Source organism: Parapedobacter lycopersici (assembly GCF_024643285.1).
Classification (GTDB): Bacteria; Bacteroidota; Bacteroidia; order Sphingobacteriales; family Sphingobacteriaceae; genus Parapedobacter; species Parapedobacter lycopersici.
Map to the genome: position 1 here is coordinate 12,478 of NZ_JAMSLW010000008.1, position 26,300 is coordinate 38,777.

Annotated in this window: 25 protein-coding genes; 24 read left to right on the forward strand and 1 reads right to left on the reverse strand. The window is 47.1% G+C overall.

The features are described 5' to 3' along the window. The first annotated feature begins 14 nt into the window (after window positions 1-14). The 3 genes from NEV57_RS15120 to fabD are packed head-to-tail and all read left to right on the forward strand — an operon-like array spanning window position 15 to window position 5,075. Window positions 15-2,891 (forward strand): TonB-dependent receptor, encoded by a 2,877-nt coding sequence (locus tag NEV57_RS15120; RefSeq protein ID WP_257659187.1) that lies wholly within the window; start codon window positions 15-17, stop codon window positions 2,889-2,891. Between the two features lie 26 nt (window positions 2,892-2,917). Continuing rightward, window positions 2,918-4,144, forward strand: a complete 1,227-nt coding sequence (locus NEV57_RS15125) for a M16 family metallopeptidase (RefSeq protein WP_257659188.1) — start codon at window positions 2,918-2,920, stop codon at window positions 4,142-4,144. Between the two features lie 46 nt (window positions 4,145-4,190). Then, window positions 4,191-5,075, forward strand: coding sequence for an ACP S-malonyltransferase (gene fabD, locus NEV57_RS15130; protein WP_257659189.1), 885 nt, complete (start codon window positions 4,191-4,193; stop codon window positions 5,073-5,075). Here the strand turns inward: fabD and metK are convergent. After that, window positions 5,070-6,323, reverse strand: coding sequence for a methionine adenosyltransferase (metK, locus tag NEV57_RS15135; protein WP_257659190.1), 1,254 nt, complete (start codon window positions 6,321-6,323; stop codon window positions 5,070-5,072). The genes fabD and metK overlap by 6 nt on opposite strands. A gap of 294 nt (window positions 6,324-6,617) precedes the next feature. Here metK and NEV57_RS15140 point away from each other — a divergent pair, with 294 nt between their 5' ends. The 21 genes from NEV57_RS15140 to NEV57_RS15240 all read left to right on the forward strand — a co-directional run bounded on the left by NEV57_RS15140 (window position 6,618) and on the right by NEV57_RS15240 (window position 26,274). Then, a complete protein-coding gene (locus NEV57_RS15140) occupies window positions 6,618-7,496 on the forward strand; it encodes a diacylglycerol/lipid kinase family protein (protein WP_257659191.1) in 879 nt (292 codons plus the stop codon). Window positions 7,497-7,554: 58 nt separating this feature from the next. Beyond that, window positions 7,555-7,902 (forward strand): translation initiation factor, encoded by a 348-nt coding sequence (locus tag NEV57_RS15145; protein ID WP_257659192.1) that lies wholly within the window; start codon window positions 7,555-7,557, stop codon window positions 7,900-7,902. Window positions 7,903-8,343: 441 nt separating this feature from the next. Continuing rightward, window positions 8,344-9,174: a MotA/TolQ/ExbB proton channel family protein gene (locus NEV57_RS15150; protein WP_257659193.1), complete on the forward strand. Its 831-nt coding sequence runs from the start codon at window positions 8,344-8,346 to the stop codon at window positions 9,172-9,174. 84 nt (window positions 9,175-9,258) lie between these two features. Continuing rightward, window positions 9,259-9,885: an ExbD/TolR family protein gene (locus tag NEV57_RS15155; protein ID WP_257659194.1), complete on the forward strand. Its 627-nt coding sequence runs from the start codon at window positions 9,259-9,261 to the stop codon at window positions 9,883-9,885. Window positions 9,886-9,919: 34 nt separating this feature from the next. Beyond that, a complete protein-coding gene (locus NEV57_RS15160; RefSeq protein WP_257659195.1) occupies window positions 9,920-10,468 on the forward strand; it encodes an ExbD/TolR family protein in 549 nt (182 codons plus the stop codon). Between the two features lie 28 nt (window positions 10,469-10,496). Next, window positions 10,497-11,327 (forward strand): energy transducer TonB, encoded by an 831-nt coding sequence (locus tag NEV57_RS15165; RefSeq protein WP_257659196.1) that lies wholly within the window; start codon window positions 10,497-10,499, stop codon window positions 11,325-11,327. A 285-nt stretch (window positions 11,328-11,612) separates the two neighbouring features. Further along, window positions 11,613-12,521: a substrate-binding domain-containing protein gene (locus tag NEV57_RS15170; protein WP_257659197.1), complete on the forward strand. Its 909-nt coding sequence runs from the start codon at window positions 11,613-11,615 to the stop codon at window positions 12,519-12,521. A 44-nt stretch (window positions 12,522-12,565) separates the two neighbouring features. Further along, a complete protein-coding gene (locus NEV57_RS15175; RefSeq protein WP_257659198.1) occupies window positions 12,566-14,293 on the forward strand; it encodes a tetratricopeptide repeat protein in 1,728 nt (575 codons plus the stop codon). A gap of 141 nt (window positions 14,294-14,434) precedes the next feature. Next, the gene (locus NEV57_RS15180; RefSeq protein ID WP_257659199.1) at window positions 14,435-14,812 is read left to right on the forward strand and encodes an NADH-quinone oxidoreductase subunit A; all 378 of its coding nucleotides are present in this window, start codon (window positions 14,435-14,437) and stop codon (window positions 14,810-14,812) included. Between the two features lie 127 nt (window positions 14,813-14,939). Next, entirely contained in the window at window positions 14,940-15,491 is a 552-nt protein-coding gene (locus tag NEV57_RS15185; RefSeq protein ID WP_257659200.1) for an NADH-quinone oxidoreductase subunit B, read from the forward strand. Further along, entirely contained in the window at window positions 15,484-15,987 is a 504-nt protein-coding gene (locus tag NEV57_RS15190; RefSeq protein ID WP_257659201.1) for an NADH-quinone oxidoreductase subunit C, read from the forward strand. The genes NEV57_RS15185 and NEV57_RS15190 overlap by 8 nt, the downstream gene beginning before the upstream one ends. Window positions 15,988-15,995: 8 nt before the next feature. Further along, on the forward strand, window positions 15,996-17,231 hold the full coding sequence (locus tag NEV57_RS15195; RefSeq protein ID WP_257659202.1) for an NADH-quinone oxidoreductase subunit D: 1,236 nt from the start codon (window positions 15,996-15,998) through the stop codon (window positions 17,229-17,231). Beyond that, a complete protein-coding gene (locus NEV57_RS15200) occupies window positions 17,224-17,766 on the forward strand; it encodes an NADH-quinone oxidoreductase subunit NuoE family protein (RefSeq protein ID WP_257659203.1) in 543 nt (180 codons plus the stop codon). The genes NEV57_RS15195 and NEV57_RS15200 overlap by 8 nt, the downstream gene beginning before the upstream one ends. A gap of 5 nt (window positions 17,767-17,771) precedes the next feature. Continuing rightward, window positions 17,772-19,124: an NADH-quinone oxidoreductase subunit NuoF gene (nuoF, locus tag NEV57_RS15205; protein ID WP_257659204.1), complete on the forward strand. Its 1,353-nt coding sequence runs from the start codon at window positions 17,772-17,774 to the stop codon at window positions 19,122-19,124. Between the two features lie 71 nt (window positions 19,125-19,195). Next, window positions 19,196-20,212, forward strand: coding sequence for an NADH-quinone oxidoreductase subunit G (locus tag NEV57_RS15210; protein ID WP_257659205.1), 1,017 nt, complete (start codon window positions 19,196-19,198; stop codon window positions 20,210-20,212). A gap of 91 nt (window positions 20,213-20,303) precedes the next feature. Beyond that, window positions 20,304-21,341 (forward strand): NADH-quinone oxidoreductase subunit NuoH, encoded by a 1,038-nt coding sequence (gene nuoH, locus NEV57_RS15215; protein ID WP_257659206.1) that lies wholly within the window; start codon window positions 20,304-20,306, stop codon window positions 21,339-21,341. 66 nt (window positions 21,342-21,407) lie between these two features. Next, window positions 21,408-21,929, forward strand: a complete 522-nt coding sequence (locus NEV57_RS15220; RefSeq protein ID WP_257659207.1) for a NuoI/complex I 23 kDa subunit family protein — start codon at window positions 21,408-21,410, stop codon at window positions 21,927-21,929. Between the two features lie 21 nt (window positions 21,930-21,950). Further along, window positions 21,951-22,448 carry an NADH-quinone oxidoreductase subunit J family protein gene (locus NEV57_RS15225; RefSeq protein ID WP_257659208.1) on the forward strand — a complete coding sequence of 166 codons (498 nt, stop codon included), beginning with the start codon at window positions 21,951-21,953 and terminating at the stop codon, window positions 22,446-22,448. Further along, complete coding sequence (nuoK, locus tag NEV57_RS15230; RefSeq protein WP_257659209.1) at window positions 22,449-22,778, forward strand: NADH-quinone oxidoreductase subunit NuoK; 330 nt, start codon at window positions 22,449-22,451, stop codon at window positions 22,776-22,778. 94 nt (window positions 22,779-22,872) lie between these two features. Next, window positions 22,873-24,792, forward strand: a complete 1,920-nt coding sequence (gene nuoL / locus NEV57_RS15235; protein WP_257659210.1) for an NADH-quinone oxidoreductase subunit L — start codon at window positions 22,873-22,875, stop codon at window positions 24,790-24,792. Between the two features lie 24 nt (window positions 24,793-24,816). Continuing rightward, the gene (locus NEV57_RS15240) at window positions 24,817-26,274 is read left to right on the forward strand and encodes a complex I subunit 4 family protein (RefSeq protein WP_257659211.1); all 1,458 of its coding nucleotides are present in this window, start codon (window positions 24,817-24,819) and stop codon (window positions 26,272-26,274) included. Window positions 26,275-26,300: the final 26 nt, after the last annotated feature.

Genomic DNA, 26,300 nt, shown 5'->3' on the forward strand with positions numbered 1-26,300 from the left:
TATGCTGAATCTAAATGATAAAAAAAGATCAATCAACCGTAAAGCGCGCCTTAACAGCTGTCCTGCTGGCGGCTTCGCTTTTGCTGCTCGGTTTTCCGGGCTTTTCACAAACCTATAAACGGGTACAGGGAACATTAAGTGACCAGAACGGCGACGCAGTTGTCGGTGCTTCGGTGAGACTGGTATCGCCTATAGACTCGGTTCAGACGAGCACGGGGGCGGGTGGCCTGTTTTCGTTTAATAACATCAAAGGCACCCAGTTTACACTTACGGTGACGAGCCTGGGATATGATACGCTCCGACAGGTCCATGCCTTTAAGCCTGGCGACAATGAACTGGCGCTTCCATTGATGCTGAGTGAGTCGAGCCTGCTGCTCGCTGAAGTAGCTGTCACTGGAGTAGCCCCCATTACAGTGAAAGAAGATACGCTGGAATACGCGACGAAGGACCTTCGCCTGCGTGAAGGTGCGCTGGTGGAAGATGCCCTTAAAAAACTGGACGGGGTGGAAGTGGATAAGGACGGCAACGTTACCGCCCAGGGCGAAACAGTAACCCGGGCACGGATCAACGGAAAGGATTTTTTCGGGGGTGATATCAAAGCGGCCATTCAGAATCTGCCTGCCGAGATCGTGGAGAAAATCCAGATTGTGGATGATTACGGGGACATGGCAAATGTGACCGGGAACCGTACCGGCGATCCCGAGCGGGTACTGAACCTGGAGATAGCCCCCGAACGCAATACGGGCGACTTTGGCAATTTCCGGGTGGGGGGCGGCACCCAGGACCGGTATCAAATGACCGGCTCCTACGGAAAATTTAAGGATGGCATACAGCTTTCCGTACTTGCCAATCTGAATAATGTAAACGCCAACCTGTTTGACTTTAATACCCGCAGCGGGGGTGCGCGGCGCATGCGGGGCGGCGGAAGTTTCGGCCGTGGCTTTGGAGGAGGCGGCTGGAACCGCAACGGGCTGACCAATACCGGATCGATCGGTGTCAATTACCGGCAGGACTTCAGTGAAAAACTGACGATGTACGGTGAGTACAGTTTCGGGCATACCGACAATACAATGCAGCGTAACGAATTTGAGGAAACAACACTTGCTGAGGGAACCACTTACAAAACCAGCAATAGCAATAACGGCAGCATTGGAAACGATCACCGCCTCAGCTGGAATGTTGAATACAAACCGGATGACCGGAATTACATCAAACTCTCCCCGAACTTCTCTTTCAGACAGAATCAGGCCAACAACTTTTCGCTGAGCAGTAACAGCCGGGATGTGCAGCTTATTAACGACATGACCAATAGAGAAATCAGCCACTCCTATGCGCCGACCTACGGTGTTAGCGGGCTGTATAACCGGCGGTTGAACGACAATGGCCGGAACGTCTTTGTTAATTTTGCGCTGAACACTGCCAGTACTGAACAGGACCAGGAACGTATTATAAACAGCCTGCCGTACGTGTCCGACGCGGCGGCCCTGGACAGTGTATACCAGCAGCATTTGGTCGACCTGCAAAACAAAAACCTGAATGGAGGGGCCACCGTATCCTATATTGAACCAATGGGACAATATGGTCGGCTCGAAGTAAACTACGACTTTAATTTTGCGTCCTACGATAATGACCGCAATGCCCGTGCATATGACCGTGATGGAGCGGTCATCGATAACCCCGAGTATAACAATAACCGGGTGTATGATTATACTTTCTATACGCATAGGGGTACACTTACTTATCGGCATGAGAAAGATAAATGGAATTATTCCCTGGGTATCGCCGCACAGCCCAACCTCCTGCGTGGCAGCGGGGATATCGACGGAAATGCCGTTGCGATCAACCGAAGTGGGTTTAATTGGATGCCCGTGGCACGTCTGGAATACGAAGTGTCGCGGACGAAGCGGTTCAACGTCAACTATTCGGGTAGGGCATCGGAGCCTGGTTTTACCCAGCTGCAGCCATTTACCGACTATTCCAATGCGAACGCCCCGGTAACGGGGAACCCAAATCTGGCTGCCGAATTTACACATGAACTGCGGCTGAATTACCGGAACTTCAATATCGGGGAGGGCACCTCCTTTTTTGTCGGCCTGATGGGCTCGCTGGCTGAAGACAAAATTGTAACCAACCGTACTACATCAATTGATGATTCCATCGGGTTGGTGCAGGCGATTGAATACCTGAATACCAATGGGTTCTACAATACACGTGGGTTTTATAACTTTGCCAAGCCGTTTGCAGACCGCGCGTATACGCTGTCGTTTAACGGCATGATTGCGTATAACAATAACGTATCTTATACTACCGCCGGGATGCCCGGAGGCGAGGCAGGCACTTTTGCAACAGAAAGGAATATTGCGCGAAACTGGGTGCTTTCGCAGGGCGTTAGCTTCCGGTATAATCCAAAGGAAACCATTGAGATTTCTCCGGGTGTACGATATACATACAATACAACCCGCAACACGGTTTCATCAGGGAACAACCGCGACGTTTCGACCTGGGCCGTTACCCTGAATGGCTCGGTTAACTTTACTCCCACCTGGATACTGGGGGCGGATTTCGAAAAAACCAGCAACAATGGATATAGCAGCTCCGTAGGGGCAAATCCCATGATTATTAACACCTATGTCGAAAAGCAATTTCTGCGGGGGAGGAATGGTGCCATCCGGTTTCAGGCATTTGACCTGCTTAATGAACAGATCGACATATCCCGCAACGTAATAGACAACACCATTACCGATAGCCGGAGCAACCGGCTGGCGCGGTATTTTATGTTGACACTTTCTTACCGCTTCTCTAATTTTGCCGGTGGTCGTATGGGTACTGACGGATCTGGAAGGGGGGGTGGACCCTATGGTGGCGGCGACGGAATGCGCGTCCGGTTCTAATCGTTTTTTTGCTATCTTGCGCCGCTATGGACTACGCGCTTATTCACTTAGCTAACGGCATCCGGGTTGTGCTGCACCAGAATCAATCCCCTGTATCGCATGCCTGCCTGATTGTTAACGCTGGAGCCAGGGATGAGCCGGAAGGGAAATACGGACTGGCTCATTTTATTGAGCATTTGCTGTTTAAGCAGACAGAAAGGCGCAATACCAATCAGCTGTTAAACCGGCTGGAGGCCGTGGGGGGTGATCTGAATGCCTACACGACCAAGGAATACACCTGCATTCACGCTTCTTTTCTTTTTCCGCATCTGGCGCGGACCCTCGATCTGTTTGAGGACCTGCTGTTCCATTCGGTTTTTCCGGAGCAGGAGATGGAAAAGGAGAAAGGCGTGATTCTGGATGAAATAGCCTCTTACCAGGACAGCCCCGAAGAGTCAGTAATGGACGACTTTGAGGACCAGGTATTCCAGGGACATGCATTGGGACACAATATTCTTGGCACAGCGTCCGACCTGCGCACGTTCTCCAAAACAGACATCCTGCGTTTCGTCCAGCAGCACTACAGTACGCATGAACTGATTATTGGTATTAGTGGGAATTATCCGCTCAAGCGCGTGGAAAGGCTGGCCGAACGGATTTTCGGAAGTATACCGGAGCGTGAAAGCGTCAACCGGCGGATCGCGCCCCCTGCCATCCTACCCCAGCAGCTGACGCTGACTAAGCCCATTAACCAGGTACATCAGATGATTGGCGGGCGTGCATATGCTACACATAATGAAAATAAGACCGGGCTGTTGCTGCTCAATAACCTGCTTGGCGGGATGGGGATGAGTTCACGGCTAAACCTCATTATAAGGGAGAAATACGGCATTGCATACACCATCGAATCCAACTATACACCTTATTCAGATGCCGGCTTTTTTTACATTTATTTCGGCACGGATGAGGAGAAGGTGACTAAGGCGCGCAAATTGGTGGCAAACGAGCTGCGGAAACTGCGTGAGAAACCACTCGGTGTAATGCAGCTGCACCAGGCCAAGCACAAATTTAAAGGGCAGATTGCACTGGGAGAGGAAAACCGGTTGAATCTTATCATCGCCCTTGCAAAAAATGTGCTTGATGATAACCGGGTACAGACATTGGATGAGGTGTTTTCCAGAATAGATATGGTGACAGCACCACAGCTGATGCACATCGCGAACGAAATTTTTGACGATGCGAACCTTGCTTCGTTGAGTTTTGTGCCGGAATAAATGGTATCTTTGGCAAACTTGATCTACTGATTATATTACGCAAATAATGAAGCAGGCATACATATTCCCCGGGCAGGGCGCCCAATTTGTAGGTATGGGACAGGACTTATACCAGCACAGCGACGCGACAAAAGCGATGTTTGAACAGGCTAACGAGATTTTGGGTTTTCGCATTACCGACATTATGTTTTCCGGTACGGAAGAAGACCTGAAGCAGACCCGGGTAACACAGCCTGCCATTTTCCTGCATTCGGTTATTTTAGCAGCAGCCCTCGGTAAGGGCTTCCGTCCGCAAATGGTAGCCGGTCACTCACTTGGCGAGTTTTCCGCGCTGGTAGCCGCGGGATCGCTTTCATTTGCCGACGGACTGCAATTGGTGGCCAAGCGGGCAAATGCGATGCAGAAGGCCTGTGAGCTACAACCCTCTACGATGGCGGCGATTTTAGGGCTGGATGATTTTACGGTTGAGGACATCTGCCAGCGGGTTAGCGATGTGGTGGTGCCGGCTAACTATAACTGCCCCGGCCAGCTGGTTATTTCCGGTACCCTGGAAGGTGTAGACCGCGCCTGCACCCTGTTACTTGAAGCTGGTGCGAAACGGGCATTAAAACTCAATGTTGGAGGAGCGTTCCATTCCCCATTGATGGAGTCGGCCAAGATTGAACTGCAGGAAGCAATTGAGGCGGTGGTGATTAAACAACCTGTATGCCCGATTTATCAGAATATTGATGCAAAGGCTTACACCGATCCAGCGCATATTAAACATAACCTGATTGAACAGCTCACCGGTGCCGTTCGCTGGACGCAAACTGTTATCCATATGATTGAGGACGGTGCAACTTCATTTATTGAAGTCGGTCCGGGCAATGTGCTTCAGGGACTGGTTAAAAAGGTAAATCGCCAGGTCGAAACTTCAGCGGCTGTCTTATAGGGCAAAAGCGACCTTTACCTGGTCAACGTAATCCAGTTTCTCCCAAGTGAACAGCTCCACCTCGAGTGTGGTTGTTTCGCCATTGCTGTTTTCGAACGTCTTTGTAACGGTTTGCGGTTCGCGTCCCATATGCCCGTATGCAGCTGTTTCAGAATAAATGGGGTTGCGTAATTTCAACCGCGTTTCAATACCATACGGCGTCATATCAAACAGGCTGTGGATTTTTTCGGCAATTTTGCTGTCCGATAAACCGACTTTGGCCGTTCCATAGGTGTTCACATAGATACCGATCGGGTCTTTCACGCCAATGGCATAGGAGATCTGTACCAGTATTTCGTCGGCTACGCCTGCTGCCACGAGATTTTTGGCAATATGCCGGGTGGCATAGGCCGCTGATCGGTCCACTTTGGAAGGGTCTTTACCGGAGAATGCACCACCACCGTGACCTCCTTTTCCGCCATAGGTATCCACGATAATTTTCCGCCCGGTGAGGCCGGTATCCCCGTGGGGTCCGCCGATTACGAATTTACCGGTTGGATTGATGTGGTACTTGATGTCGGCAGTAAAAAGCTGTTGTAGCTCGGGTTTTAACTGTGCCTTTACACGGGGAACGAGTATATTAATAATGTCTGACTTAATGCGGTCAAGCATGCGTTCCTCCTTATCAAAATCATCGTGCTGCGTGGACACGACAATGGCGTCGATCCGGATCGGGTTGTGATTGTCGTCGTATTCCAGCGTTACCTGTGCTTTGGCATCCGGCCGGAGATAGGTAATTTCTTTGTGCTCCCGGCGTATTGCCGCCAGCTCATATAGTAAACGGTGCGCCAGGTCAAGCGCCAGAGGCATCAGGTTCTCGGTTTCATTGCTGGCATAACCGAACATGATACCCTGATCCCCAGCACCCTGCTCCTGTTTTTCCTTGCGGTCAACCCCCTGATTAATATCAGGAGACTGTTCATGGATCGCCGATAAGACGCCGCAGGAATTGGCCTCAAACATGTATTCGGATTTTGTGTATCCGATCCGTTCGATGACCGAGCGGGTGATCTTCTGTACATCCAGATAAACTTTGGATTTCACCTCACCTGCCAGCACCACCTGCCCGGTGGTAACTAATGTTTCGATGGCAACACGTGCATCAGCATCCCACGCAAGGAAGTTGTCAATAAGTGCGTCCGATATCTGGTCGGCAATTTTATCGGGATGTCCTTCCGAAACCGATTCTGAAGTGAATAAATAGGGCATAAGCAATACTTGTCTTTAACGAATACCAAAGCGCTGTGAAATTTGTAATCGGGAGGTAAAAGTAGTGTAAAACAAACGACCGGTGGGTTTTAGCACTTTTTTACCGTGGTTGCAATCCTATGCGGGTGACATGACCAGCATACGCAAATCGATCCACATTTCATGTGCGCAAACTTAGATAAAGTTACTTTTATATGCAAGTTAAAATGCATGGGGCGGCCCAGGTAGGTTATCTTTTGATGAAAAAATTTCATTCGGATGAGAAAATGATATTTTGGAGGTACATTTGCTTATATGGAAGACAAAAAGCGCATGCTGTTTGTGATCAATCCGATATCGGGGGGAAAGAAAAAAAAGGATGTTGAAAAGCGGATATTGGAAGAACTCGACCCAGAGCAATATGTGGTGGAATTTGCGGTCAGCGAACATCCGGGCCATGCTTATCAGCTCAGTGCCGCAGCTGTATCCGCAGGGATTGATGCGGTGGTGGCCGTTGGCGGAGATGGGACAATCAATGAAGTAGCGTCTGCCCTGAAAGGAACCGATGTGCGGCTGGGTATTGTGCCGGAAGGGTCGGGGAACGGGTTGGCGCTTTACCTCGGTATCCCGCTCAACGAACGGGCAGCCATTAAACGGCTGAGCCGCTACGAGAGTCTTACGATAGACTGCGGTTCAATTAATGGGCAGTTCTTCTTTAATATGGCAGGGATCGGGTTTGACGCATCGGTAAGTGACCGCTTTGCCAACGACAACATCCGGGGACCCATTGGTTATTTAAAAGCAGTAATCAGCGAGATCAGCACATACAAGCCTAAAAAGTATACACTGACCATTGATGGAGAAACGATTGAGCGGGAGGCCTTCATGATCAGCGTAGCCAATTCCCCACAGTATGGGAATAATGCATACGTGGCACCCCAGGCTTCGATAAATGACGGTGTTTTGGACGTCTGTATTATTCATAAATTTCCATTATACACATTTCCCATGATGCTGTTTCATCTTTTTAATAAGACCGCCGACCAATCCGAATACGTGGAGATTATTCCGGGCCGGCGGATCCGTATACTCCGGGAAACCAACGATGCGGTACATGTGGACGGTGAGCCCAAGGAAATGGATATGACACTGGATATTCAGGTGCATCCTGCATCGTTAAAAGTGCTCAGTTGAGGGGGGCGTATTGCAATATCTTAAAAAGAATAGCGTTTAAGCAAATACATGATCGAATATGAAGAAAAAGAGACAGCAGTATAGTGGTGTTGTGTATTCCACGGATGAAACCTTCGCATACCAACAGGAAGAGGAGGATAATCTCCGGGAGACGCTGCCAAAAAACCAGCAGCAGCTCCGGGTACTGCTTGATAAAAAGATGAGGGGGGGAAAGATCGTCACACTAGTGAGGGGTTTCATTGGTACAGCAGCCGACTTAAGTGCGCTAGGCAAACAGCTTAAACAGAAATGCGGTGTGGGTGGCAGTGTAAAGGATGACGAGATTATTATTCAGGGCGATTTCAGGCAGCGGGTGCTGGATATCCTTATCGCTGAGGGTTATCGGGCGAAACAGGCCGGGGGTTAATGCGGTGTTGTTCCGTTACGTAACAATTAAATGATAATCGGTTAAAGTGGATTTTTGGAGTATAATCAGTTGTCAGTAAATTATTTATAGTAGATGAATCGGTCTTATAAAGGTTAATAATCAAGAAAAAAACCGGTTTAAATGCGTTAAAAGCATATTAATTTGAATGTTTAATTTGCAATTACAAAAAAAAATAGTTTTCATTGTAAAAAAATTGCTTCTGCATTACAGAAGCAACGTTTGTTTAAGGAGTGTTGATGCTGCTGCTGCGCACCCCTTGTATATATAAGGCTGACTAACGCTAATTATTGACAAGAATTTTGTTTTTAGTTTAAAACATTATATTTGCTTTGGCTATATGTAGCTATTCAGGAATTTTTTTGCATAAATTCAAAAAACAATCATATTAAAAAAGAACATTAAAATCTAAATTTTAGAAAAATGGCAAACGCACCAAAAACAAGTACAGTTAAGAAAGAAAAAAGCAATTCAAGTTCGAATGTTTTTGCAAGTCTATCGATTATTATATGTTTTATAATCGGGGCTTTAGTTTGGAAATATATCATGGGTGATCCAAACAACTTTATCGATAACAACCCGGAGAATCAACCTAAACCAGGTAACTATTTTGGAATGGTTTACCATGCAGGTATCGTTGTACCTGTGTTATTGGGCTTGTTTCTGATGGTGTGGGTGTTCTCTATTGAGCGTTTCATCGTAATCAGCAGGGCTTCCGGAAATGGTAACGTAGGTAACTTCGTGCGCAAAATCCAGTCGCTTATCGGCGGTGGCAACATTGATTCGGCAATTGCAGAATGCGATAGACAAAAAGGTTCCGTTGCGAACGTAATCAAATCAGGATTGCTTAAGTACAAAGATGTGTCCGCTAACCCGGCCCTTGATACGGAACAGGCAACACTGGCAATCCAGAAGGAAATTGAGGAAGCTACTGCATTGGAAATGCCGATGCTGGAAAAAAACCTGACGATCATTGCTACTTTGGTATCCATTGGTACACTGTGCGGACTGTTAGGTACAGTAACCGGGATGATTCGCGCATTCGCGGCGTTAGCTACTGGCGGTGCTCCAGACTCTGCGGCACTTGCAAACGGTATCTCTGAGGCGTTGGTGAACACGGCAACTGGTATCGCTACCTCTACGATTGCAATCGTATTTTACAACATCTTTACTTCAAAAATTGATACACTTACCTACTCTATTGACGAAGCTGGTTTTTCTATCGTGCAGACTTACGCAGCCAGTCACAAATAGAGAAAATAAAAAACTTTAGTCGGGTATATGGAAAACCCGTTGAAGTTGCATCGTATCAGTATACAGTAAATTAAAATTACCAGGATGCCAAAGGTAAAAGTAAAAAGAGCCAGTACATCGATAGATATGACCGCCATGTGCGATGTGTCTTTCTTGTTGCTCACGTTTTTTATATTGACAGCCACAGCGCGTGCACCGGAGCCACTTCCGGTAGACACCCCGGCGTCGGTTACACAGGTAAAGGTTCCGGATACCGATTTGGGACTGATTACCGTGGGCGGCGACGGTAAAGTGTTCTTCGGAGTAAAAGATCGGCATGTACGGGCGAGGATGCTCGAATTGATGTCGGAGAAATACGCAATGCCCTTTACGGAGCAAGAGCGGGGTCGTTTCTCCTTAATGGAAACATTCGGCGTGCCTATGGGTAATCTGAAGCAGCTTATCGCTTTGGATGCCACTGCCCAGACGCAGCCGGGGTTACAACCCGGAATCCCGGTGGATTCGACAGACGCATTGAGTAATGAGCTGTTTCACTGGATATACTCAGCACGGGTAGCTACCAAGGAATTGCATGACGTAGAAATGCGGGTGTCAATCAAGGGAGATGCCGACGAGAAGTATCCTGAGATAAAGAAAGTAATGGATGTTCTTCAGAGCCAAAAGGTGAATAAGTTCAGCTTGATTACAAGCTTGAAAAACACCGTGGAATAAGCTGAAGAAATTAACAAATTAAGATTTTAACGCGATGGCAGAATTAAATCAGGATAGCGGCGGAGGCAAAAAAGGCGGCAAGATCAGAAGTAAAAAGGCCGGTGGCAGGGTAGACCTTACCGCCATGGTGGACTTGGCGTTTCTGCTGATTACCTTCTTCATGCTGACCACCTCTATCAATAAGCCGAATGCCATGGATGTGGCGTTACCGGATAAGAACGAGGAGAATCCGGAAGATCGGCTGGAAGTTGCCGATACCCGGACGATGACCCTGCTGCTGGGATCCAACAATAAGATTGAGTGGTACCTGGGAGAATACAGTAGCCCGATAGAAGGACCGGAAGTGGTGGATTATGGAAAAGATGGGATTCGTTCGGTACTCCTGCAAAAGTTGAAGGAGATACCCCAACGAGCAGGAGGTGACCTTATTGTGGTGATTCGCCCCAGTGATCGGTCTACGCACCGTAACCTGGTGGATATCCTTGACGAAATGAATATTGTACAAGCACCGATATACATGATCGGAACAATCAGTGAGGCGGAGATAGAGGTATTGGAACGTGACGGCTTATACAATGAGTAATTAACTATCACCACATAATATTACACATATGTTTGGTTCTAAATTAGATATTTTTAAAAGAGAGTGGCTCGATGTGGTGTTTGAGGGGCGGAATAAAGATTACGGAGCGTATGATCTCCGGAAAATAGCCCCCAAAGCGACAAACATTGGGTTGGTCGTTGCCTCGATCGGTTTTGTATTGCTGCTGATGGGGCCGGCGATTGCCAGATGGCTCGGTATTAATACCGACAGCGGGCCCGTTGAGAAGATAATAGAAACGGAAGTGGTACTTTCTGAACCACCCCCGGTAAATGAGGAGGAACCTCCTCCCCCCCCTCCTGTAGAACCTCCTCCCCCCCGGGTAGACCAGGTACGTATGCCTGAGCCGAAGGTGGTGCCGGCGGAGCAGGTACAGGATGAGGAGCCGCCTACGGTGGAACAGCTGAAGTTGGCTGATCCGGGATCGAAAACAATCGAAGGCGACCCGAATGCAGAAATACGTATTGATCTGCCGGTTGGTGAGGGTGAAATTGATGCAGAAGTTACGGAAACTTCAAGTGATCAGATTTTCCAATCGGTGGAGATCAATCCGGAGCCACCCGGCGGAATGGCTGCATTTATGCAGTGGGTAGGTAAAAATTACCAATATCCGCAGGCAGCAATGGATGCCGGAGTGAATGGGCAGGTACAGGTTTCCTTTGTTGTGGAGCGTGACGGCAGCCTGACGGACCTGAAGGTTGTAAAAGACCTTAAATTCGGCACCGGGGAAGCAGCTATAAAAATGTTGCAGAAGGCACCGAAATGGAGTCCGGGTATTCAGAATGGCCGGCCGGTACGGGTAGCTTATACCCTGCCTATCCGACTTAGCATTCAACAATAGTAATATTGGCACGGTATCACCATAATGATGGTCCGCAATATAGACAGAAATCGCCCACGAAGCGGTTTCTGTCTGTTTTAGGACTTTTTATGTTTGGTTTCTATTTTGTGTTGGGACTTGCCATCATTTTTTGGAAGGATTTTCCCCTGCAAATTGACCAAACATACCGGGTATTGTTTGGATTACTGCTCATCGTATATTCTTTTTTCAGGTTTGTGCGGCTTTGGCAGAACAGATAATAACAAATAACTTTTTTGTGAAAAAAAGGAGTTTTTTTTCATACTTATGAAAAAATCACTATTATTACTGCTCATTATTGGGTTTGGTGTGTTTCTGGAGTCGTGCAATGGCGGACCCTCTAAAGATGATCAGACCATATTGACCGGACGGCTACGCGTTTTAGTGGATGAAAGCCTGTTGCCTATTATGGAGGAGCAGGCGGCGGTATTCGAGCATATTTACGACTATGCTGAAGTGGAGTTAGTCGATGGACCGGAAAACCAGCTTGTCGGAAAATTGTTCAACAGGGAGGCGGAAGTCATCGTGTTGACCAGACAATTCACCGAGGAGGAGAAAAAGTTCTTTGAAGCAAGGGAGTTCCGACCTCGCATAGCGCAATTTGCAACAGATGCCATTGCGCTGATTGCAAATCGAAATGCCCCTGATTCTATCATGACGGTGGATGATGTTATTCAGATTATGCGCGGTAACCGGCCGGCCGGTTCGCAAACGCGACTGGTATTTGATAACCCGAACTCAAGTACGGTCCGGTTTTTGAAGGACCTGGCAGGTGTGGACTCATTGCCGAGTGAAGGGATCTACGCCATGAGGTCGAATAGCGACGTGTTAAAGCACGTATATGAAACACCGCAATCGATCGGTGTTTTGGGGATCAACTGGATTGTGCGTCCCGACAGCAGCTTGCAGCGTTATGTAGACGGGGTAAAGGTGCTGGCGATCAAGGGTCGGGCCGGGGGAGCGGGTGATAGCGGATATTACAAACCGACGCAATCAAATTTGGCAGAAGGGTTATATCCACTTTCACGACCGGTTTATTTGATAAATTGCGAGCCGCGCAGGGGATTGGGAATGGGTTTTTCCGCATTTCTTTCCGGCCTTTCCGGACAGCGGATTATCCTGAAGTCCGGCTTAATGCCGGATAGCCTGCCACCAAGGGAGATTATTATTCGGTAATACAAATAACAGAGTAACTATTTAATGTAATTAATAAGATGAAGATGATGAAAAGCGCAATGATGTGGGGCGTATCGCTTGCTTTTATGGCCACAACCGTGCAGGCACAGAGCCTGGACGAAGCTAAGAAAGCAATAGACGCGGAGCAGTATGCCAAAGCCAGAGGCGTATTGGAAACACTGGTCCAAAGTAAACCCAACGCTGGAGAGAATTATTTTTATTTAGGGCTTGTATATATTCACAACGCTCACTTGGATTCAGCGTTGGCAGTGTTCAATAAAGGGTTGGAGGCAGATCCAAAGACCAGTTTGAATGCTGTTGGACAGGGAATTGTGTCCCTTTATAAGGGGGACGCTAATGCTGCGAATACCAAGTTTGTTGAGGTGTCGCAGAGCCTGAAACGCCGCGATTACCTTGAGTTGTATCATATTGGCCGTGCTTATGTTGATGCACCAACCCCTGATTATCAGAAGGCAGTTGAATACCTCGAACAGGCAAAGGCTAAGGACAAGGACAGCGATCCCATGATCCCGTTGGCCATGGGCGATGCTTATTTTGGCCTCAAAAATAATAGTATGGCGTATAAGAGCTATCGTGATGCCACGATGCTTGACAATACATTGACCCGTGCTAAGGTACAGATGGCTGTTATTGTCCGGGGCTCACACGCTTGGCAGGAAGCGATAGACGGTTTGCAGAAAATTGCTTCCGAAGTTCCTGACTATGCACCTACCTACCGTGAATTAGCTGAAACCTATCATGCCTGGGCACAAACAGCAACGACGGTTGAGGATTACAATGCCCGTAACAAGCAGGCCGTGGAATTCTACAAGCAGTATATGGATAAAACTGACTATTCAGTTGATTCCCGTATACGCTATGCTGACTTCCTGGTATTCGCAGGTGATTACACCGAATTGCAGGTGCAGGCCCGTGAACTGGCTGAACTGGAGGATGTAAATCCGAAAGTACTCCGTTACCTGGGTTATTCGGCCTATGAGAATGGCGAGTTCCAGGAAAGTAAGAGTGCACTGGATAGACTGTTTAGCCGGATGGAGGCTGATCGGATTATTCCGCGTGACTACCTGCATTTAGGTATGGCCGATTTAAAATTGGCTGCAACTGATCAGGCTCTTTTTGATGAAGGAATCAGCCACTTGAAGAAAGCGGTTGCAGCAGATTCATCGATCGCGGATGACCTGCATGATGTAGGCATGGAATTGTTTACCAATAAGCAATACGCAAACGCAGCGAAGGTGTTTGAGATCGCGGCTTCGACACCGACTTCAAGAAATTACATTTATGACAACTTCTATCTTGGATTTGCTGGTTACTATGCCGTAGCAACGACACCGTTGGACCAACGTGGGGAAGCACATCAACAATTATTGCAAGAAGCGGATTCCGCACTAGGCGTGGTGATTGATAAGGCACCTACCACACAGGATGCCTATCTGTTCCGGGCCCGGGTAAATAACCTGTTGGATGATAACGAAAATCCGCAGGGTCTTGCCGTTCCCTACTTTGAAAAGTATATCGAGGTGGTGAAGGAAAAGGGCGATGCTGAAGTACAGAAAGCCAAGAATAATTTCATTGAAATTTACAATAACCTGGCTGCAATCAACGCGAAAAACGGGGAATACCAAAAAGCCCGGAATTACTTAACAGAAACCCTGAAGCTTGATCCTGAAAATGCGTACGCTAAGCAAACGATGGCTTATTTAGAGCAAGCATCTACTACTACGTCAGCTCAGGATACCTCAGCCCAGTAGTTGAATACAAATTGATAAGATAGAAAGCGCCGGAGTTATTCTCCGGCGCTTTTTTGGATTTCAGCGAGATCAATTTTAAGTGGCGCGGTTTCCGGACGTCGGAATTTTTATTATGTTTGCGGTGAATTTAATCAGACCACTATGGCAGCGGAAGCGTTAAGTACCCCTAATGATTATTTGCCCATATTAATTCAGCTGATTGTTGCAGCTGGTTTTGGTATAGGTACCATTTTAATTACTCACCTCATTGGTCCTAAGGTACGTACGGAGAATAAGCTTGGCGCTTTTGAATCAGGTATAGAAGTTGTTGGGAACGCACGTCAGCCGTTTTCAATCAAGTATTTCATGGTGGCCATCCTGTTCGTTATTTTCGACATCGAAGTCATTTTTATGTATCCCTGGGCGGTTAATTTCCGGGAGTTCGGACTTTCGGGATTAATTGAGATGTTCGTCTTTATGGCGCTGCTGCTTTTGGGCTTTATTTATGTGATCAAGCGGAAGGCGCTGGAGTGGGACTGATCCTTTATTAGATCGTTTCTAAATAAGATAATGCGCCGTGTAAGCGGGCAATATATTTTGTAAATTTGTACTCACCCGTGTTATTAATGGGTGGGTTTTTTTATTGAATGTAAAGTGCGGAGTTAGCATGAGTGACATTAAATTAGCAGAAGCCCCTCCGGGGGTGCAGGGATCCGGTTTTTTTGCAACAACCTTGGATAAGGCTATTGGTTTGGCCCGGGCAAATTCACTGTGGCCTTTGCCTTTTGCAACCTCCTGCTGTGGTATTGAATTTATGGCTACCATGGGTTCTACCTATGATCTCGCCCGTTTTGGTGCCGAGCGGCCAAGTTTTTCACCCCGTCAGGCTGATATGCTGTTGGTGATGGGGACTATTGCAAAGAAAATGGCTCCGGTATTGCGCCAGGTGTATATACAGATGGCCGAACCCCGCTGGGTAATTGCTGTAGGTGCATGTGCTTCGAGTGGGGGTATATTTGATACGTACTCGGTTTTACAGGGGATCGATGAAGTGATTCCCGTGGACGTATACGTGCCCGGATGTCCACCAAGGCCGGAGGCCATTCTCGATGGGGTGATTCGGCTGCAGGAGATCGTAAAGAATGAACCGTTAAATAGAAGAAATTCACCGGAGTACAAGGCTTTACTTGAAAAATACGGAATACAAACCAATGGCTAAGCTCGACAACCAAACTGTACTTCAGCATCTTCAAACCCGGTTTACTGATCATATTCAGCAAGTGAGTGAGCCTTACGGGCTGCTAACCATTGAAACGGATACGACACATATTCTGGAGGTTCTCGAGTTTTTGAAAACGGACAACAATCTGTTGTTTGGTTACCTCACCGATATTACTGCGGTGCATTATCCCGAGCTGGAAAAAGAGTTTGCCGTAGTGTATCATGTGCACAGCCTAGTCAATAATATCCGTATCCGGATTAAAGTTTTTCTTGATGGGAACTACCCGGCTATCCCAACCGCTACCGTACTTTGGAATGGCGCCAACTGGATGGAAAGAGAAACGTATGATTTTTATGGGATACAGTTTGTTGGTCATCCGGACCTTAGGCGGATATTGAATGTTGATGATATGGAGGTGTTCCCTATGCGTAAGGAATATCCATTGGAGGACCCTAATAAGGTAGATAAGAAAGATTATTTCTTTGGAAGATAAGGTGTATTATGAGCGATTCGATTTCGAAGATAACCCCAAATAAGTTGGTCTATACCGACAACGATCCGCAGGACGAACTGTTTACACTCAACCTCGGACCTACACACCCGGCAACGCACGGCGTATTCCAGAATGTGTTACAGGTAGACGGTGAACGTATCGTGAGCGGAGTGTCTACCATCGGTTACATTCACCGCGCTTTTGAGAAAATTGCTGAACACCGTCCTTATTATCAAATAACACCGCTGACAGATCGACTGAACTATTGCTCGTCGCCAATTAATAACATGGGGTGGCACATGACTGTCGAAAAGCTGCTTGACATCGAATTGCCCAAAAGGGTGCAATACATGCGTGTTATTGTCATGGAGTTATCGCGTATCGCTGACCACATTATTTGTAATGGCATTTTGGGGGTAGATACGGGTGCATTTTCCGGATTTCTCTATGTGATGCAGGAGCGGGAATTTATTTATGAGATTTTTGAGGAGATCTGTGGAGCACGATTGACTACCAATATCGGTCGAATCGGAGGATTCGAACGCGACTTCAATGAAACTGCATTTGCCAAGATCAGAGAATTCCTGAAACGATTCCCCCCCGTGCTGAAGGAATTTGAAGAGTTGTTTAACCGAAACCGCATATTCATTGAACGCACAGCAGACGTGGCTGCTGTAGATGCTGAAACGGCTCTGAACTACAGTTGGAGCGGTCCGATATTGCGTGCGACCGGGGTAGATTACGATGTACGGGTGAACGAACCATACTCTTCCTATGAAGAATTTGAGTTTGATATCCCGGTGGGAACCAAGGGGGATGTGTATGACCGATTTTTGGTGCGTAATAATGAGATGTGGGAAAGCCTGAAGATTATTGAGCAGGCCTTGGATAAAATTGAAAAGGAGCCTAAGGGTATTTTCCATGCCGACGTGCCTGCGTTTTACCTGCCACCAAAAGAGCAGGTGTATAACAACATGGAAGCATTGATCTACCATTTCAAAATTGTAATGGGTGAGATTGACACGCCAAAAACTGAGGTTTATCATTGTGTAGAAGGAGGCAACGGTGAGCTTGGTTTTTACCTGATCAGCGATGGAGGCAGGTCGCCATACCGGCTGCATTTCCGCCGGCCATCTTTTATCAATTACCAGATGTATGCGCCAATGAGCAGTGGCATGCTGCTTTCAGATGCCATCATTAATATGAGTAGTTTAAATGTTATAGCAGGAGAACTGGATGCTTAGTGTGAAACATAATGAATCCGTGACTTTTACGGAAGATATGCTTGGCAAATTTGCCGAGATCGTCAGGCGTTATCCGGAAGGGCGGCAAAAATCGGCCTTGCTACCCCTGTTACATGAAGTACAGGCTGAATTTGGCTGGCTCAGTGTATCAGCTATGGATAAGGTGGCCGAATACCTCCACCTGGATCCCATCGAAGTGTATGAGGTGGCCACATTCTATACCATGTTTTTCTTACAGCCGAAAGGCAGATTCAATTTAGAAGTATGCCGTACAGGTCCATGTTGCCTGGTAGGTGCCGAGCGAATCATGACACATCTTGAAGAAAAACTGGGTGTAAAAGAAGGTGAAGTGACAGCGGATGGACTATTTAGCTGGCGCGGTGTGGAATGCCTGGCTGCATGTGGATATGGTCCGGTATTGCAGATAGGGCCGGAGTATACATTCTACGAAAACCTCACAGCGGAAGGTGTGGATGAATTGATCAACGAACTTAGAAAAAAAGCAGAAGGCGCAAAGCTGGACGCGGATAGCTAATTATTATGGCTCGTAAGTTATTACTGACGCATATCGATATCCCGGGCATTAACACCTTTGAGGTGTACCGCCAAAAGGGAGGGTACCGTGCGGTTGAAAAAGCACTGAAAACGCTTACACCCGACGATGTGCTGGAGGAAGTGAAAAAATCGGGTTTGCGCGGACGGGGCGGAGCAGGATTCCCAACGGGAATGAAATGGAGTTTTTTGGCCAAACCGGAGGGGATACCCCGCTACCTGGTGTGCAATGGTGATGAATCTGAACCGGGTACATTTAAGGATCGCTACCTGATGACGCATATTCCGCATGCGTTGATTGAAGGGATGATTGTTTCCAGTTATGCGCTGGGGGCAAACACCTCTTACATTTATGTGCGTGGGGAGATGATGCCGCAGATCCGCATTCTCGAAAAAGCGATTGCGGAGGCGAAGCATGCGGGTTTTCTGGGTAAAAATATCCTGGGCTCGGGCTTCGATCTGGAACTTTTTGTACAACCCGGTGGCGGCGCTTATATCTGTGGTGAAGAAACTGCGCTGTTGGAATCACTGGAAGGCAAACGGGGCAACCCGCGGATAAAGCCACCCTTTCCGGCTGTATCGGGCCTTTATAATTGCCCAACTGTTGTAAACAATGTGGAATCAATTGCCGCTGTAGTACCCATTATTAATGATGGCGGTGAAGAATACGCCAAAATCGGGGTGGAGCGCAGTACCGGCACCAAACTCATTTCTGCAGGCGGAAACGTGAAAAACCCTGGGGTATATGAAATTGAGCTGGGGCTTTCGGTTGAGGAGTTTTTATATTCAGATGAATACTGTGGCGGTATCGCCAATGGCAAACGCCTTAAAGCCGTAGTAGCCGGTGGTTCTTCGGTTCCCATTTTGCCGGCTAACCTGATCTTGAAGACATTGAAAGGTGAATCGCGGCTGATGACGTATGAATCATTGGCTGATGGTGGTTTTCAAAGCGGTACTATGCTTGGTTCGGGTGGTTTTATCGCTTTTGACGAAGATCAGTGTATTGTGCGGAACACGTGGAACTTTACACGGTTTTATCATCACGAAAGCTGCGGACAATGTTCACCATGCCGTGAAGGGACAGGCTGGATGGAAAAGGTGCTGCATAAAATTGAACACGGCCATGGATCTTTTAGTGATATCGATTTACTGGTTAATGTGGCTAAAAATATTGAAGGTAATACAATATGCCCGCTTGGAGATGCCGCGGCATGGCCTGTAGCCAGTGCTATCCGGCATTTCAGGGATGAATTTGAATGGCATGTAACGAATGGTGCGGAGGCCCGGCAGCGCAATTATGGTTTGGCCAATTATGCCGATCCGCTTGAACCCGTGGTATAAGGATTAAACAGGACGAGAGAACAGTTGCCGAACTATATGGTTGACTAAGCAAATCGTTAAAAGCTAAGAACATGGCTGAGGATATAAAGTTTAAGGTAAGCATAGATGGTATTCCGGTAGAAGTACCCCCAGGTACAACAATTCTGAATGCTGCCCGCCAGATCGGCGGCGATATTGTGCCACCTGCTATGTGTTATTATTCCAAACTGGAGGGTAGTGGGGGCAAATGCCGCACATGCCTGGTAAAAGTAAGTAAAGGATCAGAAAAAGACCCCCGTCCCATGCCTAAGCTGGTAGCTTCGTGCAGGACTACGGTAATGGATGGCATGGAAGTGCAGAATATCACCTCTCCGGAGGTAATTGAAGCCCGCCGCGGGGTCGTGGAAATGCTGTTGATCAATCATCCGCTGGACTGCCCCGTTTGTGACCAAGCCGGAGAATGTCATCTGCAGGACCTGGGTTATGAACATGGATTGGAGGGAACCCGCTATGAATTTGAGCGGCGTACATTTGACAAAATAGATATCGGAGATAAAGTGCAGCTGCACATGACAAGATGCATTCTGTGTTATCGTTGTGTGTTTGTAGCCGATCAGCTCACGCCACAGCGGGTACATGGTATTCTGGGACGCGGTGATGCGGCTGAAATCTCGACCTATATTAAGAATGCCATTGATAATGATTTCTCTGGAAACGTTATTGATGTATGCCCTGTAGGTGCGTTAACAGACAAGACTTTCCGTTTCAAGAATCGCGTCTGGTTTACAAAACCGGTTGATGCACACCGCGATTGCCCCACCTGTAGTGGAAAAGTAACACTGTGGTATAAGGGTGAAGAGGTGTTGCGTGTAACTGCGCGGAAGGATGAATATGGAGAGGTAGAAGAATTTATATGCAATACCTGCCGTTTTGAGCAAAAGGCTACGTCCGACTGGGTGATTGAAGGACCGCGTAAGATAAAGCATACTTCCGTCATTTCGGCCAATCACTATGAACAGCTACGTCCACCGGCTGTGGTCAAAAAGAATCTGACATTACAGGAGGCAAATAAAGAACAGTTTGAACGGGCAGACCGGCTGCTACCTTAGGAAGATGACCCCAAGCGGCGGACCAATGAAAAGAAGAGCTGACTTGAAGATGCCAGCTGATGGCTACAGTTCATGTCAATATGAATAGTTTATGGAATTAGCATTTGTGATCGAAAAATTTGTGTTGGTGACCATTGTATTTGTCATCTCCCTTGTCGTTGCCATGTATTCTACATTGGCTGAACGTAAAGTGGCGGGTTTTATGCAAGATCGTTTCGGTCCGGATCGTGCGGGACCTTTTGGCATCCTACAACCCCTGTGTGACGGAGGTAAGTTTTTCTTCAAGGAGGAGATCATTCCCGCCGGAGCACATAAGCCGCTGTTCATTCTGGGACCTACAATTGCTATTATTACGGCTTGTATCGGAAGTGCTGTGATCCCCTGGGGTCAATCATTAACGATAGGTGACCGGATTATTGAGTTACAGGTGACCGACATTAACGTGGGCGTCTTATACATATTTGGTGTTGTTGCATTAGGTGTATATGGCATTATGCTGGGCGGATGGGCTTCCAACAATAAATTTTCACTCATGGGAGCCGTGCGTGCGGCCTCGCAGAGTATTAGTTACGAGCTGGCAATGGGCCTGTCGTTAATTGCCCTGCTTATGGTAACGCAGTCGCTTTCATTAAGAGAAATTGTAGCACAGCAGTCGGGCTTTGTCAATTGGAATATATGGGTGCAACCCCTCGGGTTCCTGATTTTCCTCGTCTGTGCTTTTGCAGAATGTAATCGGGTGCCCTTTGATTTACCGGAATGTGAAACCGAATTGATCGGTGGGTACAACGTGGAGTATTCCTCCATGAAACTGGGGTTGTATATGTTTTCCGAATACATCAATATGTTTGTGTCGTCGGCATTAATGTCGGCACTCTATTTCGGCGGCTACAACTTTCCCTTCATGTATGATCTGGGACTATCGCAGAATTGGATTACGATTATTGGCGTTATTGTATTCTTTGTCAAGATATTTGCGTTCATCTTTTTCTTCATGTGGATACGGTGGACGCTTCCGCGTTTCCGCTATGATCAGTTGATGAATCTCGGATGGAAAATGCTTATCCCGTTGGCTATTGCCAATATTGTATTGACAGGTGTCATTACTATTATAAAAGATACTTTTTTTTAAGAAATTTGGCGGCGTGAATTCTGCTTACTGAAAAGATAGCGGAACGCAGCAATAAAGAGAGATAAAATGCAATCGCTAAGCAATAGGAAGAAAGTACTGGAACAGAAACCCATGAATTTCTGGGAGCGAATTTACCTCCCGGCCATTTTCCAGGGACTCTCCATTACCATCAAGCACTTTTTTAAGCGGATACCTACAGTACGTTATCCAGAGGTGAAGCGCCCCTATTCCAAGAATTTCAGGGGGCAGCATTCATTAAAACGAGACGAACAGGGACGTGAGCGCTGTACAGCCTGTGGCTTATGCGCACTCTCCTGCCCGGCGGAAGCGATCAGCATGATCTCGGCCGAACGTCAGAAAGGGGAAGAACACCTTTATCGGGAAGAGAAATATGCCGCAGTTTATGAAATCAATATGCTGCGTTGTATATTCTGTGGGCTTTGTGAAGAGGCATGCCCTAAGGAAGCGATTTACCTGGATGGTGAACACGTAACCGCAGATTACCTGCGTAAGGATTTTATTTACGGTAAAGATAAACTGGTAGAACCCAGGTTTGATTTCGTAAAAGAAGGGGAAACGACAACCTGACTATTTTAGCCTGATAAAACCATGAGCGTTTTTTATTTTGTAGCTTTTTTATCCATATTTTTTGCCTTAATGACCATTTTTACTAAAAATCCGGTACATAGTGTGCTGTATTTGGTCATTACCTTCTTTACATTTACGGTGCACTATATTCTATTGAATGCACAGTTCCTGGCCGTCGTTAATTTCATCGTGTATATGGGCGCCATCATGGTGCTTTTCTTATTCGTGCTGATGTTGCTCAACTTAAACAAGGATACGGAACCGCTGAAATCCAATCTGGTAAAATTGATGGGTGTAATCGCCGGTGCGTGTTTGTTGCTTACAGTGGGCGGTTCACTTCGCGTACTGGAAATATCCCAGCCCATCGTCATGAAAAACCCGGATATTGGGCTCGTTGGAAACTTGGGCAAAGTGTTGTTCAGCGACTTTCTTTTGCCGTTTGAGATTTCATCGATTTTACTATTGACTGCCATGGTGGGCGCGGTGTTGCTGGCCAAAAACGAACCTAAAAAAGCATAAATGGAGACGATTGTAGAAAACATCCAGGGAGTTCCGCTTAACCATTACATTTTATTCTGCAGCATTATCTTCACCATCGGTGTTATCGGTGTGCTGATCCGCAGAAATGTCATCATTATTATGATGTCCATTGAGTTGATGCTGAATTCGGTAAACTTGCTGCTAACGGCTTTTTCTGCACATAGCGGGGATCCGGCAGGGCAGGTTTTTGTGTTTTTCATCATGGCGCTTGCCGCGGCAGAAGTAGCGGTAGGGTTGGCAATTATCGTAATGGTATACCGCAATACACGATCAGTGGATATTAATGCATTGAACCGCTTGCGGGGATGATGGGACTTTTGCCGCACTTGGGCAAGGTATATCGGCTGGGCGGATTGCCGGATACAGGATACTACGGAGATAAACGGAAAATATATTCATAAACATGATAGATTTAATTTGGTTAATTCCCTTGTTACCGCTGGTTGGTTTTCTGATCAATGGATTGGCAAGGAATGTATTGCCAAAATCATTGGTTGGTGCGATCGGGAGCGGAGTGGTACTGGCTGCGTTTTTACTAAGCTGCGGAGTGTTTTCGTCTGTTTACGCTGCACGTCAGGCAGGAGAAACGGCGACTTTTATTCAGCCCATCTTTCAATGGATTGGAGCGGGAGATCTTAGTGTATCAATGTCCTTTCTGGTGGACCCGCTGAGCGCAATCATGTTGCTCATTGTGACGGGAATAGGCTTCTTGATCCATGTATACTCGATTGGCTATATGAAACACGATGCGGGGTTTGCAAAATTCTTTGCTTTCCTCAACTTGTTTATCTTCTTTATGCTGCTCCTGGTACTGGGTTCCAATTACGTGGTCATGTTTATCGGATGGGAAGGCGTTGGGCTTTGTTCATACCTGCTTATTGGCTTTTGGTTTACCAACACCGCTTACGCAGGCGCAGCCAAGAAAGCCTTCGTTATGAACCGCATCGGCGATCTGGGTTTCCTTATCGCAGTATTTCTCATTTTCGCTACTTTCGGAACACTGGAGTTTTCCCAAATATTCCCCCAGGCCGCAGGTATGACGACCGGAGACATTACATTGTTGCTCATTACCTTGCTGCTGTTTATCGCTGCAACGGGTAAATCGGCTCAAATTCCATTATTTACCTGGTTACCTGATGCCATGGCCGGACCCACACCGGTTTCCGCGTTGATACATGCTGCTACCATGGTAACTGCAGGTATTTATATGATCGCCAGATCCAATATCTTGTTTACGCTTTCTCCGATAACCCTGCAAATTGTTGCAGCCATCGGCCTGTGTACAGCGTTGTTGGCAGCGGCGATCGCAATAACCCAGAATGACATCAAGAAAGTACTGGCTTATTCTACGGTTTCCCAATTGGGCTACATGTTCCTGGGGTTGGGTGTGGGTGCATTTACCGGTGCATTTTTCCACGTCATCACGCATGCCTTTTTTAAGGGGCTGTTGTTTCTTGGGGCTGGATCGGTGATTCATGCGATGAGCAATGAACAGGATATGCGGCATATGGGCGGACTCCGGAAGCAGTTGCCTATAACATACTTTACCATGTTGATGGGTACAATTGCCATCGCCGGTATCCCGCCGCTCTCGGGATTTTTCTCTAAGGATGAGATTCTGGCGCATGCATTTGCCACAAATAAATTGTTGTGGATATTAGGCTTTATCGGCGCTTTATTTACGGCGTTTTATATGTTTAGGATGTTATTTCTGACTTTTTTTGGAAAATTCAGAGGCTCAGCTGAACAGGCAAATCACGTGCACGAATCACCTGTGACCATGACGATACCATTGATCGTCCTGGCGGTACTTTCAGTAATCGGTGGAATGCTGAATGTTCCCGCTGCACTGGGAGGAAGCCATGCTCTTGCTGAATTCTTATCCCCCGTATTTGCGGACTCTGCGGCGCGGTCGGAAGCCTTCCATTTAGCCCATAGTACTGAATATTTGCTCATGGGTGTTTCGGCGATCGGCGCCATTGTGATGGCCATCGTGGCATATCGGAAATACATTAGCAATGCCGCAGTGCCGGCAGCTGATGGGGCGCCCCGTGGGGTACTTTCCCGGCTCTCTTATCATAAGTTTTATGTCGATGAACTGTACGACAGGCTTATCGTTCGCCCGTTGAATGGCTTATCTGTCTTCTTTTACCGTTTTACAGACAGGGGCGGAATTGATGGACTGGTAAACGGGCTTGGTAAGACAATTGGTGAAACGGGTAAAGGCCTACGGCTATTGCAAAGCGGCAATGTCGGATTTTATATCTTTATGATGGTCATTGCTGCAGCGGCACTATTGGCCTATGGTTTTTTTAACCTTTAATTACGGGGAAATTATATCGCGTACATGGACAATCTATTCATACTTTTATTACTTCCGGTACTAGGCGCCTTGGCCTTGGTCTTTGTGCAGCACGAAAAGGCAGCCAAGCAACTGGCTTTGATTGTTTCACTGGTGTCCTTGGTGTTCACTGTATCCCTTCTGACCAGTTTTGTGCCAGATGCCAGCATGCAGTTTGTACAACGCTTTGATTGGATTCCTTCATTAGGCATTCATTTTCATGTTGGTGTTGATGGTATTAGCCTACCCTTGGTGTTACTCACCAATATATTGGTGCCATTAATTATTTTATCAGCATTTAACCACTCATACAAGGGTAGTTTTTATGCCCTGGTACTTTTTATGCAAGCCGGGTTGCTGTTGGTATTCACTGCACTCGATGCTTTTGTCTTTTATGTGGGCTGGGAAATAGCATTGATTCCGATTTATTTCATTTGCGCACTATGGGGTGGGGAAGATCGGATACGGGTAAACCTGAAATTTTTCATTTATACATTTTTCGGAAGCCTGCTCATGCTTACGGCGATTATTTACCTGCACCTTCAGACGCCGGCAAATGATTATGAGTTAACTTCTTTTTATCAGCTGGGATTAGAATCCGGAGTACAGCGCTGGGTCTTCTGGGCTTTTTTTATTGCCTTCGCGATAAAGATGCCGATTTTTCCTTTTCATACCTGGCAACCGGATACCTATACGCAGGCACCCACAGCGGGTACGATGCTGCTGTCGGGTATCATGTTAAAAATGGGGGTATATGGACTGATACGTTGGTTAATCCCCATTGCTCCACTTGGCTTTGCTGCATATGGCCAGTTGGCACTCGTACTGTGTATTATTGGCGTGGTGTATGCATCCATCATCGCATTCAAGCAGCGCGACGCTAAACGCCTGATCGCTTACTCATCTATTGCACACGTTGGTTTAATCGGGGCAGGTGTTTTTGCCTGGAATATACAAGGTGTTCAGGGAGCGATTATTCAAATGGTTAATCACGGCATCAGTGTGGTCGGATTGTTTTTTGTGCTGGATATTGTTGAAAGGCGTATCGGAAGCCGTGATATTAAGTTAATGGGCGGCATCGCCAAACCAGCCCCTGCCTTGGCAATTGCCTTTCTGGTCATTGTTATGGGCGCTGTAGGGCTTCCGTTAACCAATGGCTTCGTAGGAGAGTTCCTACTATTAATGGGAATTTATGAATATGGATTATGGTATGCTGTGTTTGGTGGACTGACTTTGATTTTTGGGGCTGTATACTTATTGCGGTTGTATCAGAAAGTAATGCTAGGTGAGGTAAATGAGCAGACAGCCGGATTTACCGATATTACGCGTACAGAGTGGCTGGTCTTGGCTACAGTGGTCGTTCTTGTTGTTGGCATTGGTGTTTATCCAAAACCTTTGCTTAACCTCTCTGAGGCTGCTGTTGCCAACCTGATTAATGGGATAGGCCAAATCGCTAACCGATAATTGGGGCAGCGGACCGAGTATTGCGA

Coding starts and splice junctions, on each gene's coding strand:
- NEV57_RS15120 (WP_257659187.1), top strand. CDS start 15: ATGATAAAAAAAGATCAATCAACCGTAAAGCGCGCCTTAACAGCTGTC.
- NEV57_RS15125 (WP_257659188.1), top strand. CDS start 2,918: ATGGACTACGCGCTTATTCACTTAGCTAACGGCATCCGGGTTGTGCTG.
- fabD (WP_257659189.1), top strand. CDS start 4,191: ATGAAGCAGGCATACATATTCCCCGGGCAGGGCGCCCAATTTGTAGGT.
- metK (WP_257659190.1), bottom strand. CDS start 6,323: ATGCCCTATTTATTCACTTCAGAATCGGTTTCGGAAGGACATCCCGAT.
- NEV57_RS15140 (WP_257659191.1), top strand. CDS start 6,618: ATGGAAGACAAAAAGCGCATGCTGTTTGTGATCAATCCGATATCGGGG.
- NEV57_RS15145 (WP_257659192.1), top strand. CDS start 7,555: ATGAAGAAAAAGAGACAGCAGTATAGTGGTGTTGTGTATTCCACGGAT.
- NEV57_RS15150 (WP_257659193.1), top strand. CDS start 8,344: ATGGCAAACGCACCAAAAACAAGTACAGTTAAGAAAGAAAAAAGCAAT.
- NEV57_RS15155 (WP_257659194.1), top strand. CDS start 9,259: ATGCCAAAGGTAAAAGTAAAAAGAGCCAGTACATCGATAGATATGACC.
- NEV57_RS15160 (WP_257659195.1), top strand. CDS start 9,920: ATGGCAGAATTAAATCAGGATAGCGGCGGAGGCAAAAAAGGCGGCAAG.
- NEV57_RS15165 (WP_257659196.1), top strand. CDS start 10,497: ATGTTTGGTTCTAAATTAGATATTTTTAAAAGAGAGTGGCTCGATGTG.
- NEV57_RS15170 (WP_257659197.1), top strand. CDS start 11,613: ATGAAAAAATCACTATTATTACTGCTCATTATTGGGTTTGGTGTGTTT.
- NEV57_RS15175 (WP_257659198.1), top strand. CDS start 12,566: ATGATGAAAAGCGCAATGATGTGGGGCGTATCGCTTGCTTTTATGGCC.
- NEV57_RS15180 (WP_257659199.1), top strand. CDS start 14,435: ATGGCAGCGGAAGCGTTAAGTACCCCTAATGATTATTTGCCCATATTA.
- NEV57_RS15185 (WP_257659200.1), top strand. CDS start 14,940: ATGAGTGACATTAAATTAGCAGAAGCCCCTCCGGGGGTGCAGGGATCC.
- NEV57_RS15190 (WP_257659201.1), top strand. CDS start 15,484: ATGGCTAAGCTCGACAACCAAACTGTACTTCAGCATCTTCAAACCCGG.
- NEV57_RS15195 (WP_257659202.1), top strand. CDS start 15,996: ATGAGCGATTCGATTTCGAAGATAACCCCAAATAAGTTGGTCTATACC.
- NEV57_RS15200 (WP_257659203.1), top strand. CDS start 17,224: ATGCTTAGTGTGAAACATAATGAATCCGTGACTTTTACGGAAGATATG.
- nuoF (WP_257659204.1), top strand. CDS start 17,772: ATGGCTCGTAAGTTATTACTGACGCATATCGATATCCCGGGCATTAAC.
- NEV57_RS15210 (WP_257659205.1), top strand. CDS start 19,196: ATGGCTGAGGATATAAAGTTTAAGGTAAGCATAGATGGTATTCCGGTA.
- nuoH (WP_257659206.1), top strand. CDS start 20,304: ATGGAATTAGCATTTGTGATCGAAAAATTTGTGTTGGTGACCATTGTA.
- NEV57_RS15220 (WP_257659207.1), top strand. CDS start 21,408: ATGCAATCGCTAAGCAATAGGAAGAAAGTACTGGAACAGAAACCCATG.
- NEV57_RS15225 (WP_257659208.1), top strand. CDS start 21,951: ATGAGCGTTTTTTATTTTGTAGCTTTTTTATCCATATTTTTTGCCTTA.
- nuoK (WP_257659209.1), top strand. CDS start 22,449: ATGGAGACGATTGTAGAAAACATCCAGGGAGTTCCGCTTAACCATTAC.
- nuoL (WP_257659210.1), top strand. CDS start 22,873: ATGATAGATTTAATTTGGTTAATTCCCTTGTTACCGCTGGTTGGTTTT.
- NEV57_RS15240 (WP_257659211.1), top strand. CDS start 24,817: ATGGACAATCTATTCATACTTTTATTACTTCCGGTACTAGGCGCCTTG.